The sequence below is a fragment of the Novosphingobium malaysiense genome (assembly GCF_000802225.1).
Lineage (GTDB): Bacteria > Pseudomonadota > Alphaproteobacteria > Sphingomonadales > Sphingomonadaceae > Novosphingobium > Novosphingobium malaysiense.
Genome location: NZ_JTDI01000002.1, coordinates 287,255 through 301,679 on the forward strand (window position 1 = coordinate 287,255; position 14,425 = coordinate 301,679).

At 65.1% G+C, this 14,425-nt stretch carries 18 protein-coding genes; 5 read left to right on the top strand and 13 right to left on the bottom strand.

The genetic code is table 11. The annotated features are described in order from the left end of the window. Positions 1-75: 75 nt before the first annotated feature. Genes LK12_RS06315 through LK12_RS06325 form a run of 3 tightly spaced genes read right to left on the bottom strand, consistent with a single transcriptional unit; the run spans position 76 to position 3,510 of the window. Entirely contained in the window at positions 76-501 is a 426-nt protein-coding gene (locus LK12_RS06315) for a hypothetical protein (RefSeq protein ID WP_039280792.1), read from the bottom strand. Next, complete coding sequence (locus LK12_RS06320) at positions 498-2,864, bottom strand: DNA translocase FtsK (RefSeq protein WP_039280795.1); 2,367 nt, start codon at positions 2,862-2,864, stop codon at positions 498-500. Before LK12_RS06320 ends, LK12_RS06315 begins: the two co-directional genes overlap by 4 nt. A 52-nt stretch (positions 2,865-2,916) precedes the next feature. Beyond that, positions 2,917-3,510, bottom strand: coding sequence for a thiamine phosphate synthase (locus tag LK12_RS06325; protein WP_052223219.1), 594 nt, complete (start codon positions 3,508-3,510; stop codon positions 2,917-2,919). Here LK12_RS06325 and LK12_RS06330 point away from each other — a divergent pair. Then, positions 3,509-4,174: a YggS family pyridoxal phosphate-dependent enzyme gene (locus tag LK12_RS06330; protein ID WP_039280796.1), complete on the top strand. Its 666-nt coding sequence runs from the start codon at positions 3,509-3,511 to the stop codon at positions 4,172-4,174. The genes LK12_RS06325 and LK12_RS06330 overlap by 2 nt on opposite strands. 3 nt (positions 4,175-4,177) lie before the next feature. On the opposite strand, the gene pyk is transcribed toward LK12_RS06330, so the two are convergent. Continuing rightward, on the bottom strand, positions 4,178-5,659 hold the full coding sequence (gene pyk, locus LK12_RS06335; protein WP_039280798.1) for a pyruvate kinase: 1,482 nt from the start codon (positions 5,657-5,659) through the stop codon (positions 4,178-4,180). Positions 5,660-5,736: 77 nt separating this feature from the next. Here pyk and LK12_RS06340 point away from each other — a divergent pair, with 77 nt between their 5' ends. Further along, the gene (locus LK12_RS06340) at positions 5,737-6,048 is read left to right on the top strand and encodes a DUF1244 domain-containing protein (protein ID WP_039280800.1); all 312 of its coding nucleotides are present in this window, start codon (positions 5,737-5,739) and stop codon (positions 6,046-6,048) included. Positions 6,049-6,082: 34 nt separating this feature from the next. Further along, positions 6,083-6,850 carry a hypothetical protein gene (locus LK12_RS06345; protein ID WP_052223220.1) on the top strand — a complete coding sequence of 256 codons (768 nt, stop codon included), beginning with the start codon at positions 6,083-6,085 and terminating at the stop codon, positions 6,848-6,850. A 526-nt stretch (positions 6,851-7,376) separates the two neighbouring features. Here the strand turns inward: LK12_RS06345 and ruvB are convergent. The 3 genes from ruvB to ruvA are packed head-to-tail and all read right to left on the bottom strand — an operon-like array spanning position 7,377 to position 9,584. Further along, positions 7,377-8,420 carry a Holliday junction branch migration DNA helicase RuvB gene (ruvB, locus tag LK12_RS06355; protein WP_039280805.1) on the bottom strand — a complete coding sequence of 348 codons (1,044 nt, stop codon included), beginning with the start codon at positions 8,418-8,420 and terminating at the stop codon, positions 7,377-7,379. Next, a complete protein-coding gene (locus LK12_RS06360; RefSeq protein WP_156135417.1) occupies positions 8,417-8,965 on the bottom strand; it encodes a DsrE family protein in 549 nt (182 codons plus the stop codon). The genes ruvB and LK12_RS06360 overlap by 4 nt, the downstream gene beginning before the upstream one ends. A 13-nt stretch (positions 8,966-8,978) precedes the next feature. Beyond that, a complete protein-coding gene (gene ruvA, locus LK12_RS06365; protein ID WP_039280809.1) occupies positions 8,979-9,584 on the bottom strand; it encodes a Holliday junction branch migration protein RuvA in 606 nt (201 codons plus the stop codon). A gap of 23 nt (positions 9,585-9,607) precedes the next feature. On the opposite strand from ruvA, the gene LK12_RS25290 reads away from it, so the two are divergent. Both LK12_RS25290 and LK12_RS06370 read left to right on the top strand, forming a co-directional pair. Next, positions 9,608-9,739 carry a hypothetical protein gene (locus tag LK12_RS25290; protein WP_269430650.1) on the top strand — a complete coding sequence of 44 codons (132 nt, stop codon included), beginning with the start codon at positions 9,608-9,610 and terminating at the stop codon, positions 9,737-9,739. Positions 9,740-9,743: 4 nt separating this feature from the next. After that, positions 9,744-11,231, top strand: a complete 1,488-nt coding sequence (locus tag LK12_RS06370; protein ID WP_052223221.1) for a glycosyltransferase family protein — start codon at positions 9,744-9,746, stop codon at positions 11,229-11,231. Positions 11,232-11,233: 2 nt separating this feature from the next. On the opposite strand, the gene LK12_RS06375 is transcribed toward LK12_RS06370, so the two are convergent. The 6 genes from LK12_RS06375 to LK12_RS06400 form a co-directional block, all read right to left on the bottom strand. Continuing rightward, a complete protein-coding gene (locus tag LK12_RS06375; RefSeq protein ID WP_039280811.1) occupies positions 11,234-11,728 on the bottom strand; it encodes a nucleoside deaminase in 495 nt (164 codons plus the stop codon). Positions 11,729-11,762: 34 nt separating this feature from the next. Continuing rightward, positions 11,763-12,239, bottom strand: coding sequence for a crossover junction endodeoxyribonuclease RuvC (gene ruvC / locus LK12_RS06380; protein ID WP_039280813.1), 477 nt, complete (start codon positions 12,237-12,239; stop codon positions 11,763-11,765). Between the two features lie 9 nt (positions 12,240-12,248). Next, the gene (locus tag LK12_RS06385) at positions 12,249-12,992 is read right to left on the bottom strand and encodes a YebC/PmpR family DNA-binding transcriptional regulator (protein WP_039280815.1); all 744 of its coding nucleotides are present in this window, start codon (positions 12,990-12,992) and stop codon (positions 12,249-12,251) included. A 144-nt stretch (positions 12,993-13,136) separates the two neighbouring features. Beyond that, a complete protein-coding gene (locus tag LK12_RS06390; protein ID WP_331454129.1) occupies positions 13,137-13,688 on the bottom strand; it encodes a VOC family protein in 552 nt (183 codons plus the stop codon). Next, entirely contained in the window at positions 13,685-14,002 is a 318-nt protein-coding gene (locus tag LK12_RS06395; RefSeq protein ID WP_039280820.1) for a heavy metal-binding domain-containing protein, read from the bottom strand. Before LK12_RS06395 ends, LK12_RS06390 begins: the two co-directional genes overlap by 4 nt. A gap of 66 nt (positions 14,003-14,068) precedes the next feature. Then, positions 14,069-14,305 (bottom strand): DUF2312 domain-containing protein, encoded by a 237-nt coding sequence (locus LK12_RS06400; RefSeq protein WP_007012906.1) that lies wholly within the window; start codon positions 14,303-14,305, stop codon positions 14,069-14,071. Positions 14,306-14,425 lie beyond the last annotated feature (120 nt).

Here is a 14,425-nt window from a genome sequence, read left to right on the forward strand (position 1 = left end):
AAGGTAGGCTCACATGAACAGCTTACCAAGTCCGGCGATGCGATTTTCCGTGCGGGATGCCGCCGGTGCACCGCGTCAGCGGGGCAGGATGCCCTGGCAGACGAACTTGAGCACCTTGCCGTCCCGCGAATCCCAATGGACTTTCCTGGGCGGCGACGTCCCGAGAGCACCGCTGGCGACGGCCTTGCCAGCCGGACCGACAGCGGACCATTGCTGGACCTGGGTGACGCCGGACTGGCAGTTTACGCTGCGTTGCGCGTAGAATGTCGTCCCGCGCGCATAGGCGCCTTCGTCGCGCAGCAGCACTTCGGCCTGGCGAAATTGCCGGCCGGCCCCAACGACGGCGACGCTTGCCGAATCGACGCGCACGCTCCGCCCGATCGCGCTTTCCACGTCGTTGGCGAAGACCTGGTACCATTGCCCGGTCTGCGAAGTGAGCGTCGCCGTTTCGGCTGCGGCGGGCGCTGCCACGAGCGCGGCGATCAGAAGAGCGATCCTCACAGCGGGTTTCCGTTCTCGTCGCGGTAGATGTCGCGCCGGCCGACATGGTTGGCGGGGCCGACGTAGCCGTCGTTCTCCATGCGCTCGACCCACTTGGCGGCGGTGTTGTAACCCACGCCCATCTGGCGTTGCAGCCAGGAGACAGAGACCTTCTGGTTCTCGAACACCAGCTGGCAGACCTGCAGGTACTTGCGCTCTTCGGGGCTGTCGGAGGCGGTGACGTTCAGGTCGTCGAAGCCGAAGCTGCCTTCCTCCGGTTCCTCGGTGACGGCGTCGATGTATTCGGGCTTGCCCTGCGTACGCCAGTAATCGGCGACCTGTTCGACTTCCTCGTCGGAAACGAAGGGGCCATGGACGCGCCGGATCGGGTCGGTGTTGGGCTTGTAGAGCATGTCGCCCTTGCCGAGGAGCTGTTCGGCTCCCTGCTCGCCCAGAATCGTGCGGCTGTCGATGCGGCTCGTGACCGCAAAGGAGATACGCGTCGGCAGGTTGGCCTTGATGACGCCGGTGATGACGTCGACCGAGGGGCGCTGCGTCGCCATGATCAGGTGGATGCCGGCGGCACGGCTCTTCTGGGAGAGGCGTTGGATCAGCACTTCGATTTCCTTGCCGACAGTGACCATGAGGTCGGCCAGTTCGTCGACGATCAGTACGATCTGCGGCAGCACTTCGTAATCGAGCTGGTTTTCCTCGTAGAGTTCCTCGCCGGTCTCGGGATCGAAGCCGATCTGAACGCGGCGGCCCAGCGGCTTGCCCTTGGCGGCGGCGGTGCGGACCTTGTCGTTGAAGCTGGCGAGGTTGCGCACGCTGATCTCGCTCATCATGCGATAGCGGCGTTCCATTTCTTCGACCGCCCACTTGAGCGCACGCACGGCCTTGGGCGGTTCGGTCACCACCGGCGAGAGCAGGTGGGGGATGTCGTCGTAGCTCTTGAGCTCGAGCACCTTGGGGTCGACGAGGATCAGGCGGCACTGCGCCGGCGTGAAGCGGTAGAGCAATGAAAGCAGGATGCAGTTGAGACCGACCGACTTGCCCGAGCCGGTGGTACCGGCGACCAGCAGGTGAGGCATCGCCGCAAGGTCGGCGACCACCGGTTCGCCGGCGATGTCCTTGCCCAGGATGATCGGCAGCATGCCCTTGTTGTGGGCGAAGGCCTCCGATGCGACCATTTCCTTGAACGAGACCATCTGCCGGTCCGCATTGGGCAGTTCGATGCCCATGACGGTGCGGCCGGGGATCGATGACACGCGGGCCGAAATCGCGCTCATGTTGCGGGCGACGTCGTCGGCCAGGCCGATCACGCGGCTTGCCTTGATGCCGGGCGCCGGTTCCAACTCGTACATCGTGACCACCGGGCCAGTGCGCACCGCGGTGATCTCTCCCTTGACGTTGAAATCGTCGAGCACGGTTTCGAGCAGGCGGGCGTTGCGCTCGAGGCTCAGCTTGTCGATCTTCTTGCCGGAATCTGCCGGAGGATCGGCCAGCAGGTCCAGGCTGGGCAATTCGTACTCGTCGAACAGGTCCTTCTGGCGGCTGCCGGTGCCGAGGCTCGCCGGTGTCGCGGACGACTTGGGGTCGACGATCTCGGGTGCACGGCGGGGCTTGTCCGGGGTTGCGGCAGGCGTTTCGGGCCGCGGGGCGGGTTCGGGGCGGGGCTTCTCCCTGGTCGCGTTGAAGGGAAGTTCGCCGGGGGTGGGAAGGGCGCGCGGCAACCGGCCGATGCGGCCCGGCAGTGTCAGTAGCCGTCCCCAGTCGAACGCGAAAACCTTGCCTGCCATGGCCACCCCGACCACCAGGCAGATAAGGGCGAGGGCAAGTTTGGCCCAGCCTTGCGCGGACGGCGGCGTGAGCCCCGCCAGGGCATTGATGCCCTTTGCGCCCAGCAGTCCGGTAATTCCGCCCATCGAGGCGGGCAGCGTTCCGCCCGGTGCGGTGAACCACAAGGAGAGAACCGAAGCGATCAGGATCATCGCCAAGATCAGCAGCCCGGTCGGGCGCCACCAGCGCTGGTTGGAATGCTCGATCTCGCTGTCGTCTTCCTCGACCAGCAGCCACAGCTTGCGGGCGAAAACGTAAAGCAGGGGTAGGAACAGGGCCGAAACCGGTCCGAAAAGGAACAGCAGGCGTTCGGCAGCCCATGCCCCGGTCAGGCCCATCCAGTTTTGCACCTCGCCACCGGCTGCCGTGGAGGCGGAAGGATCCGTCTGGTGATAGGTCAGCAGGGCGAGTGTCAGGAAACCCATCACCGCGAACAGCAGCACGGCGCCTGACAGCTCCGTCGCACGGCGCAGGGAGCGCTTCAGTACTGCGCGCCAGTCCGGCTTGGCTACGCGCCTTCCGGGCGCCATGGGCCGTGTGGCCATAAGTATTCCCCTGTCTACGGGCGCGGATAATGCGCCGGGCCGGGACTCCGCGTCAAGAATGAAGCGAGAACACGCCTGTGGGCCTTTCGCCAAGGCCCTGTATTGCCGCCCATTTCGACACTCCCATGGCGTGAGCGCGGTGCGCTGTCATGCCGCCCAACGCGATGACCGGGACCCGCGAACGGCCCGCCAGCAGCCGAAACCGCACCGGGCCCAGCGCCGGTGCGCCTGGATGCGACCGCGTGGGAAAGACCGGAGAGATCAGCACGGCATCGGCCCTCGCCCGGTCGGCCTGTGCCAGTTCGCCCAGCGAATGGACGGTGGCGAGCCTCAGCGTCTGTGGACCGCGCGCCAGCCTGCCAGGCGATCCGTAAGCGCCATCCGCTCGCCAGCGCCGTGCCTGTCGGGGCGGACCGGAAAGTACCAGCCTGTGGCCATGCCGCCGCGCTACACGGGCAAGGCGTCCGAAACGGGTGCGGCGAACTTCGGGGGACAGATGGTAGTGCCGAAAAATCAGGCCGGAACCGCGCGGAAGTCGGGCGAGAATGCGTTCCAGCGCCGCGTCGTTGCGCGCATCGCTGATGAGCCAGACATCGGGAAGAGGCGGGTGGCGGATCGGCACAAGGTCGCTATAGCAGCGCGTCATGGATCAACCAGACCTTACACCGCTTGAAGACGTCCGTGCCCGGATCGCCCGCGCTGCCAAAATCGCCGGCCGCGAGCCCGGGGACGTGGAACTGATTGCCATTTCCAAGACCCATCCGGCCGAGGCGATCGTACCGCTGATCGAGCAGGGGCAGCGCGTTTTCGGGGAGAATCGCGTGCAGGAGGCGCAGGGAAAATGGCCCGCCCTGATCGAGGCCCATGCCGATCTGAAGCTGCACCTGGTCGGCCAGCTTCAGTCGAACAAGGCCGACGATGCCGTGCGCCTGTTCGACTGCATCCACTCGCTCGACAGGCCGTCGCTCGTTTCGGCGCTCGGCAAGGCGATGGACAAGCTGGGCAAGCAGGTTCCGTGCTTCGTGCAGGTCAATATCGGGGAGGAGGCGCAGAAGGGCGGCTGCGCCATAGCCGACGTGCCTGCCCTGCTGGCTTCGGCGCGCGAGGCGCAGATCCCGGTGGTCGGGCTCATGTGCGTTCCGCCTTTCGGCATCGAACCTGCGCCGTTCTTCGCGCTGCTGGCCAAGATGGCCGCGGAAAACGGGCTCGACCACCTCAGCATGGGCATGAGCGACGATTTCGAGACGGCCGTCAAACTCGGCGCCACGCATGTTCGTGTCGGTTCGGCGCTGTTCGGCGCGCGCAGCTGAGCGCTATTTCGGCGTGGCCAGTTCGTTGCCCGAGAGGGTGACGACATGGAGCAGGTTGGTCGAGCCGGGCACGCCGAACGGCACGCCGGCCAGAGCCACGAGGCGAGAACCGGCAGCGCCGAAGCCGTGGCGCAGGGCCATGCGTTTGCCCTTGGCGATCATTTCCTCGAAGCTGCCTATATCCTTCGTCGAGACGTTGTGTGCCCCCCATAGCAGCGCCATGCGGCGGGCGGTCTTCTGCGAAGGCGTAAGCACCAGCATCGGCGCCGACGGACGCTCGCGGGCGACACGGCGCGCGGAAATCCCCGAGCCGGTGAAGATGATGATGCCTTCGATCGGCAGGGTGTCGGCGATCGTCGCGCAGGACGCGGACAGCGCATCGGCAGTGGTGGCGTCGGGCGGCGTCGCGGCGATGTGGATGCGTTCGCGGTAGGTCTTGTCGCCTTCGACCTGGGTGGCGATCCGGTCCATGATGGTCACCGCCTCGACCGGCCACTGGCCGGCCGCGGTCTCGGCCGAAAGCATCACCGCGTCGGCGCCGTCGTACACCGCGTTTGCCACGTCGGAGACTTCGGCGCGGGTCGGGGTCGGGCTCGTGATCATCGATTCGAGCATCTGCGTCGCGACCACTACCGGCTTTCCGTAGGCGCGGGTCTTCTCGATGATGTGCTTCTGGATCGGCGGCACTTCCTCGGGCAGCAGCTCCACGCCGAGGTCACCGCGGGCAACCATGATGCCATCGGAAAGCTCGATGATCTCATCGAGGCTTTGCACCGCGGCCGGTTTCTCGATCTTGGCCATCAGCGCGCCATATCCGCCCATCAGGCGCCGCGCCTCGGCCACGTCCTCGGGCCGCTGGACGAAGGACAGGCCGATCCAGTCGGCGCCTTCCTTGACCGCGAAAGCGAGGTCGCGACGGTCTTTTTCGGTGAGCGCCGGGACCGGGACGATGGCATCGGGAATGTTCACGCCCTTGCGGTCCGAGATCTGGCCGCCAACCTCGGCCGAGCACAGGATCCGGTCCTTTTCCGGCTTGATCACGACGAAGCGCAGTTTGCCGTCGTCGATCAGCAGGCGCTGTCCCTTCTCGAGCAGCCCGAACAGTTCGGGATGCGGCAGCTGGACGCGGGTATCGTCGCCGGGGGTGGGATCGCTGTCGAGCGTGAAGTGCGCGCCGTGACGGATGAAGGCCTTGCCGTCCCTGAACGTGCCCACGCGCAGTTTCGGCCCCTGCAGGTCGCACAGCACGGCCACCGGACGCATCAGGTCCTTTTCCACCGCGCGGATATTGGCGATGGTTTCGCGATGGGTATCGTGGTCGCCATGGCTCATGTTGACGCGGAAGGCATCGGCCCCGGCTTTCAGCAGCCTGGTGATGGTCTCCCTGTCCCGGCTCGCGGGGCCGAGCGTTGCCAGGATCTTGACCTTGCGCGTACGCTTGATGCCGCGGTGATGAGGGGAACGGCGATGGGGGGTGGTGACCACGTCTAGACTGCCTCTTTCGGGAACGGGGCGTCATATGGCAAAGCAATGCTTACAAACCAAGGACGATTGGCAAGTATATGAACGATAGTGACCGGATAGACACGCTTGACGATGCCGTGGCCGCCGCGGCCTTCCGCAGATTGGTGCATCATCTGCAGAAACGGCACGATGCCCAGAACATCGACCTCATGGGCCTCGCCGGCTTCTGCCGCAACTGCCTGGCCGATTGGATCAGGGATGCAGGTTTCGAGGGAGACAAGATGGAGGCGCGCGCCGTGATCCATGGAATGCCCTTCGATGAATGGAAGGCCAAGTACCAGACCGAAGCGACACCAGAGCAGATGGCCCGCATGGAAGAGAGCCTCAAGAAGAACGGCGGAACGCACTGATCCCGCTTGGGGTGGCGCAAAAGCAAAGGGCGACGTGCCGAACGTCGCCCTCGCCTCGGACACCGTCCCCCGGCACCCGCCCCATGTGGTGCTTTCTGGCGTAGCCGGCAAAGCCGGCGGCAATCAGCCCGTCGTCTTGCGGCCGATGCGGCGGCGGCCGACCACGGTCGCTGCGGCAGCGCCGAAGAGAATCAGCATCGGCGGTGCGGGAACGTCGTGGCCGCCGGTGCTGGTCGTGGTCGACCCGCCCGAGGAGGATGACGTCGACGACGAAGTGGACGATGACGTCGAACTGGAGGTGGACGAACTCGTCGAGGAACTGGTGGAGCTCGATGAAGACGTCGAACTCGAAGAGGACGTCGACGACGATGACGAACTGGTGCTCGTGACATTACCCGAACTCGTCGACGTCGTGGACGTGACGCCGCCGGTGGTGGTGGTCGAGGTGATGCCGCCCGTCGACGAGGAACTCGTCGAAGTCACGCCGCCCGTGGTGGACGTGACGCCGCCTGTCGAGGAAGAGCTCGTCGAGGTAATGCCGCCGGTTGTCGAAGTCACGCCGCCAGTTGTCGAGGTCACGCCGCCGGTGGACGTCGAGGTCGAGCCGCCCGTGGTGGTCGAGGTGAGGCCGCCCGACGAGGACGAGGTGGACGTCGAGCCGCCGCTGGTGGTCGAGCTGATGACGATATTGCCGCCGCTCGAGCTGCCACCCCCAAAGAATCCGCCGAAGAAGCCGCCGCCGAAACCGCCGATGGGGCCACCGCCGATCACGACCGGCGGGCTGCCGCCCCCGCCCTGGTAGGAGGGCGGCGGAGCCGGCGGAATGTACGGCGGCGGAACCGGGACCATCGCCATCTGCGGCTGCTCGCAACAGGTGCGCTTTACGATCTTGCGTACCCGCTTGGTCGTGCGCGGCTTTTCCTTGCGGACGATGCGCTTGGCCTTTTTGACGGGCTGTGCCGTCTTGGCCATCTTGACCTTGCGGTACTCGGTGCTTGCTGACTGCGTTTCCGCCACGTGGACGGCTCCGCCTCCAATGACGGCGCAGCCTGCCGCGCAGGCAGACAATTTCGCAAGGGCCATCCGAACCGACATAAGCGATGCTCTCTCTGTTTCCCTCTGGATCTCGTGCCCCCGGAAAGGAGGCGCGACATCCGATCTGACAGAAACAACGCAGAGTCCGGTTAACGGAACAACGGCGTTAACCCAGAATCGAGCGTCCCAATGTGAGAATTTTGGTTAATTCCCGGTGCCTGTCGGGAGAACGTACCGAAATGGGACTGCGCATCAGGGCGTTGTAAACAGGCTCGACACATTTTCCTGGTGCTTCAGGCGGTGCCGTCCTGCTCGTCCGAATCGAAAAATCCGCCTTGCGAGCCCTGTGGCGGAGCCACGCCCAGATGCTTCCAGCCGGGGTCGTTTAGGCAGCGGCCTCGCGCTGTGCGGGCCACCAGACCGAGCTGGATCAGGTAAGGCTCGATGACTTCCTCGATCGTGTCGCGCGGTTCGGAAAGACCTGCGGCCAAGGTTTCCACGCCCACCGGGCCGCCCTTGTAGATATCCGCGATCATGCGCAGGTAACGGCGGTCCTGGGCGTCGAGGCCCAGTGAATCCACTTCGAGCCGCGTGAGAGAATCGTCGGCAATGGCCTGCGTGATAACCTCGCTGCCCGCGACATGCGCGAAATCGCGAACCCGTCGCATCAGGCGTCCGGCGACGCGCGGCGTGCCGCGAGAGCGTCGGGCAATCTCGGTCGCGCCCCCCTTGTCTATGCCGATGCCCAACAGACCAGCTCCGCGCGCCACGACGCTTTCCAGTTCGGGCACGGAGTAGAACTGCAGCCTCACCGGAATGCCGAAGCGGTCGCGCAGCGGCGTCTGCAGCAGGCCCTGCCGCGTGGTTGCGCCGATCAGCGTGAAGGGGGGCAGGTCGATCCGCACAGACCGGGCCGACGGGCCTTCACCGATGATAAGGTCGAGCGCGCGGTCTTCCATCGCCGGGTAGAGGACTTCCTCGACCACCGGATTGAGGCGGTGGATCTCGTCGATGAACAGCACGTCGCCGTGTTCGAGATTGGTGAGCAGCGCGGCCAGATCACCGGCCTTGGCGATGACCGGCCCCGACGTGGCGCGAAAACCCACGCCCAGTTCGCGTGCGACGATCTGCGCCAGCGTTGTCTTGCCGAGCCCCGGAGGTCCGAAGAACAGCACGTGATCCATCGCCTCGCGCCGTGACTTGGCCGATTCGATGAAGACGCGCAGGTTATCCTTGGCACCGGCCTGTCCGACGAACTCGCTCAGCGTCTTGGGGCGCAGCGCGGCGTCGGCATCCTCGGGCTGGCGGTCGGGGGTGAGGATGGGGTTATCGGTCACGGGATCAGCACGTAGCCTTGCTGCTGGAGCTGGGCAAAGGCGTTCATCGCGGAGAGCGACAGTTTTACACCCGGCAGCAGATCGCTTTTCGCGATGCCGTTGGCGACAGCGCTCTGGCCGCAGAGATAGATCGTCACCCCGTGCGCCACGAGTTGCTTCACCAGCGGGGCGCTGTCGTTGATGCGCTCGGGATCGTGCCGCGCGAAGGCGTCGGCATTGGTCAGGAACCAGGACGCAGGCCCGTGAACAACGAGGGCAACCTCGATATTCTTCTCCGGCACGCCGGCGGCCACGTTCATGTTGACGAAGCGGGCCACCGAATCGAACGTACGCACGACGTCGCCGGGCTTGGCGCCTTCTTTCGCGTCGAAGATCACTTTAAAATGGGTCTCCGGCGAAACGGGCAGGTCGGATTCGACGCTTGCGATCTTGCCGTACTCCGAAAAGACCGGGCCGGCGGTGAAGGACGACATATCTGCAGCTCGGGCCGAGACGCCGGGAAGCGCGATCGCTGCAGCGAGAGCCATGAAGACGGTGCGGATCATCGAAATCTCCTTGCTATCCAGCGGCTTTTTTCAGCGCGACGCGGACAAGGTCGTTGAGGTCGGCGTCTTCGCCGAGTTCGCCCATGGCATGTGCCACGGCGGCACTCGCGACGGCGGGTTTGAAGCCGAGGTTCTGCAAGGCGGAGACGGCATCGGCGCTGGAGGATCCGGCAGGCGCAGAGGGCGCCATTCCCGGACCGCCAGGTACGGTCGCCATGCCGCCGGCCTTTTCCTTGAGTTCGTTGACGATACGGCTGGCAAGCTTGGGGCCGACGCCGTTGGCGCGGGCCACCATCGCGGAATCGCCGCCCGCGCAGGCCCGCTGCAGCTCCTCGGTCGTCAGCGCGGAAAGGATAGCCAGCGCCACTTTCGAACCCACGCCCTGCACGGCAGTGAGCAGCCGGAACCAGTCGCGCTCGGCACCGCTGGTGAAACCGATCAGCCGCTGGTCGGTCTCTGAAACCTGCATTTCCGTATAGACGACGACCTTGTCGCCCCTGATGCCCAACTGGTCCAGCGTGCGCGCCGAGCAATGCACGAGATAACCGACGCCGTTTACATCGACGACCGCCCAGTCGGGGCCGGTCTCGTCCAGCATGCCGGTCAGTTTGGCGATCATGGTTTGTTCTCCATCGGCTTCCTATGCACGGCACCATGGTTTGCGGCAAGGGGCAAGTCCTCAGCTTTGCCCGGATCGGTGATCGCAACCTGCGCGGTGACATTCTCCTGATGGCGCACTATGCCAGCGGTGCTTATGGGGAATTCCAGCGGTAGCAGCGTGGGCGATCATTGGATCAAGACGGAAGCAGCCACTCGGGATGGGCGGTGGCTGGTTCTTGGCGTTCTGGCTCTTGCGATCCTGCTGCGCATTCAGGCTTGGGCGCCTTTCGATATCAGTCATGCCGATGAGCTGATGCAATATCTTGAGCAGGCCAATCGTCTGGCTACGGGACACGGTCTCCTGCCTTGGGAGTCACGCGCAGGCGTGCGCAACAGTCTCATTCCCCAGATTCTGAGCATGCCGCTTTGGCTCGGGCACAGGCTTGCGCCGGGTACGCTTGCGGGCATGTACTTGGCCCGTGCGACTTTTCTGACGCTGACACTTGTCGCCCTGCCGGCAGCCTGGCGGTTGGGGACCTTCGTTTCACGCCGCCATGCGATCGTCGCCCTGTTCGTCGTGGCGGCGTGGTGGGAAAGTGTGTTCTTTTCCGAGCTGCTGCTGTCCGAGAGCCTGGCGAGCGCCGTACTGCTACTGGCGGCATCGCTTCTGCTGGACAGCTCCGCGTCCCGCAGAATGTTGCTGGCCGGCGGGTTTCTGGCCGGCTTCGGCGTTCTGGTCCGGCTGCAATATGCGCCCTTTGCGGCGGTGCTCGTCCTGAATGCCCTGTGGCGCTCGCCCGAGCGTTGGCGGCCGGTCGTGGCCGGAGGGCTGGGCGCTGCAATCCTGGGAGCGGCAAGCGATATGGTTGCCGGCAAGGTGCCCTACGCCTGGATATTCATCAATTTCAGCAAGAACATCGTCGAGGGCAAAGCAGCGGGTTTCGGCACCAGTCCGGCCTGGCAGTACTTCGTGGAGTACTATCTGCATTTCGGTGCGGCGGCGCTGCTGTTCGTGTTGATTTGCGCGGCCGCTGCGGGACGCCGCTATTGGCCGCTGCTGCTTGCTGCGGCCGTGAACGTCGCGGTTCACAGCCTTATTGCTCACAAAGAGTATCGGTTCGTCTGGGTCTCGACCCTGGTGATTCTGGTGGTGGCAGCGGTCGGCTCCCAAAATCTGGCCGATGGTATCCTGACTCGGCGCTATCCTCGTCTCAGGGAAAGCATGGCTGCTGTCCTGCTGGTAACGGCGGTCTGGGGCTTGCTCTCTATTTCTTCGTTTCGCGTGACCGGCGGCTATCAAGCATTTCGCGGGGGTGGCGCCATTCCGAAGCTGGCCGTCAAGGCTGCGCAAGATCCGCATGTGTGCCGTCTGGCGGTGGTGGATGAGTTCTATGCACACGTCGTTCCCGCACAGCTTCCACGGCCGGTGCCTTTGTCCGTCACTCCCAAGGGTGTTTACGATCGGACTGCCCCCCTGCCACCGGATCTGGCCCGGGCCGCCAACGCCCTGATCGCTTCCGAACGCCCTCTCGGCACCGAAGCCTATCGGCGGGTGGCCTGCCTCGCCATGCCGCAGGAACGCGCCTGCCTGTATGTGCGACACGGGCCGTGCAGTTCCGCACCGTATTATGACTTCCAGACTGCACTCGAACGCAGCGGCATGTAAGCTTAGTCGTTGGCCTGCTCTTCTTCCGGCACGTCGTCCCACGGGCGGAAGTAGAGTTTCGCGCAGTCCTCCGATAGAACGCCGCCCTCCAGCGCAAGATCGTCCCTGTAGGCGTCGGCCACGAAGTCGAGCGTCGAAAGGTGCCGGTCCTCGAAATACATCTCGTGCACATCCTCGCGGCCCGCGCCGAAGACGATGCGGCTCACGCCCGCCCAGATGGCGGCCATGGTGCACATGCCGCAGGGCTGGAGGGTCGAGTAGAGTGTCGCGCCTTCTATGCGCATCTCTCCGGTAGCCTTGCCCCCGGCCCGCAGCGCGTCGATCTCTGCATGGGCGGTGGCGTCGCAGCATTCCGCGGTGCGGTTGATGCCCCAGGAAACCAGTTCGCCGCCGCGCACCAGAAGGGCGGCAATGGGCGTGTTCGCCGGATCGCTGCCCTTCTTGTCGATCGCGATGCGGACAGCCTCGCGCATCCAGGTTTCGTCTTGCTCTTTCATCGCGGTGGAGAAAGCGCGAGGCGGCACGGGGTTCCTAGCGGTGGCTGCCGAGCATGTTGGCGTGAGTGATCGCGACGGCCAGGGCGTCGGAGGCGTCTTCGCCGGCCAGCTTCACGCCGGGCAGCAGGACCTTGAGCATCGCCTGGATCTGCTTCTTGTCGGCGCCGCCGGTGCCGACGAGCGCCTTCTTGACAACCTTGGTCGGATACTCGGCTACCGGCATGCCGGCGCGGGCGAGCGTGAGCATGGCAACGCCGCGCGCCTGCCCGAGCTTGAGCGTCGACTGCGGGTTCACGTTGACGAAGACTTCCTCCACCGCACCCGCATCGGGGCGGTGGTGGAGGATCACGTCGGTCAGCGCTGCATCCAGCTCGACCAGCCGCTCGGCCATGCCCGCCTTGGCATCGGTGCGGATCTGCCCGTTGGCGACATGGCTTATGCGGCTGCCGCTCTTGGCGACCACGCCCCAGCCGGTGCAGGTGAGGCCGGGGTCGAGGCCGATGATGATCATGGGTTCGGCTTAACCCAGCTTCTCCATGACTTCATCGCTGATTTCATAATTGCCCCAGACGGTCTGCACATCGTCGTCGTCGTCGAGCGTATCGACCAGCTTGAGCAGCGTGCTCGCGGTGCCCTCGTCGACATCGACCTTGAGGTTGGGGCGCCAGGCCAGCTTCACGCCCTCAGCTTCGCCCAGACCCTTTTCGAGTTCCGCGGCGACTTCGTGGAGGCTTTCCACCGAAGTCCAGATCGCGTGGCTGTCGGCATCGCTCTCGACGTCGTCGGCACCGGCTTCGATCGCGGCTTCGAGGACCTTTTCCTCGTCACCGACGCTGGCTGGGTACTCGATCAGGCCGAGGCGATCGAAGCCGTGGCTCACCGCGCCGCTGGTGCCAAGGTTGCCGCCGTTCTTGGAAAAGGCCGTGCGCACGTTGGTGGCGGTGCGATTGCGGTTGTCGGTCAACGCCTCGACGATCAGCGCGACGCCGCCGGGGCCGTAGCCCTCGTAGCGCACTTCCTCGTAGTTCTCGGAGTCGCCCTTGCTCGCCTTGTCGATGGCGCGCTGGATGTTGTCCTTGGGCATCGACTGCGCCTTGGCGGCGTTGACCGCGGCGCGCAGGCGCGGGTTCATGTCCGGATCGGGCATGCCCATCTTGGCGGCGACGGTGATTTCGCGCGAAAGCTTGCTGAACTGCGCCGAGCGCTTTTTGTCCTGCGCGCCCTTGCGGTGCATGATGTTCTTGAATTTGGAATGGCCTGCCATGGGCTCCGCTCGTTGTCTGCCCGCCGCCTGTGCCATGCCGGTGAGCAGCAATGTCGGGGCGGGTCCGTTGGAATAAGGTCGCGCGCCCTTACAACACCGACCGGGCCAAGGGCAACCGCCGCGCGCCTCGCGGCTTTCCAGGGCCTAGTGCTTGCGCGGCGGCAGCTTGCGCAAGGCGAGCTTCTCGGGGCTGTCGGCCCACTCCGGATGGTCGGCCTGCGCGGCCTTGATCGCCTTGCGGAAGCGCAGGAATTGTCCGGGCGTGGGCACGCGCGGGGTATAGGCCAATTCCCAGTGAATGCCGTTGACCGGATCGTCGAAGAACACTGCGTAGTAGCCCGGCGCATAGATGTCGTAGGCGGCGGGCGGATCGGTCACCGCAAGGCCTTCGGGCAGAAGGAACTCGCGGTGGAAGGCATCCACCTCGCGGCGGTTCTTCGCCCAGAGTGCGATGTGGTGGATGCCCACCGAACGCGCCTCGTGATCGAGCCTGCCGCCGGTCTTCGCCGGCTGGATGCCGATATAACTGTGCGGCGAGGGGAAGCGCGCCATGTAGTAGGTGGAGCGGTACCCGATATCGAGCGTCCAGAAGCTCATGTAGCCGAGCCAGCCGAACATGCGGTCGTAGAACGCGATCGAGCGGTCGTAGTCGAGCACCGAGAACTCGACGTGATGAACGCCGCGCCAGCGCATCACACCACCACGGCGGTGCCCGAGCAGCTCACCATGAGCATCGACCCGCTCTGGCCGAGCACTTCGTAGTCGAGGTCGACACCGACCACGGCCGTGGCGCCGAGCTTGGCTGCTTCGTCTTCCATCTCGGCGATGGCTTCCTTGCGGGCACGCTGGAGCACCTGCTCGTACTTGCCCGAGCGGCCGCCGACGATGTCGGTGATCGAGGCGAAGAGGTCGCGGAAGAGGTTGGCGCCGACGATCACTTCACCCGTGACGATGCCGAGGTATTCGCGGACCGGGCGGCCTTCGACGGCAGGGGTGGTGGTGACGATCATGGCAGGCTCTCCTCGTTTCCGGCCCGGTTTCTAGCGCAAGCCGGAAGCGAGGTCACCTGGGAGCGATCAGTCGATGCCGAGCGCGGCCTTGTAGGTATCGAGGATCATGTCCATTTCGCGGCGGTCGTCGGGCTTCATCTTCCGCAGGCGCACGATCTGGCGCATGATCTTGACGTCGTAGCCGACGGCCTTGGCTTCGTTGTAGACGTCGCGGATATCGTCCGAGATGCCTTTCTTTTCTTCCTCGAGACGTTCCACGCGCTCGATGAGTAGGCGCAGGCGGTCGTCGGTGGTTTCGGCCATGGGGTCAGTGCTCCGGTAGAATTCATGGTGAATCGGTTGCCGGCGCTGATAGCCGGGGCGCGGGATTCGGGCAAAGCCGGAACTGTGGAAAGTGTCGCGGGCCGCGAAAGGAGCGGTTGT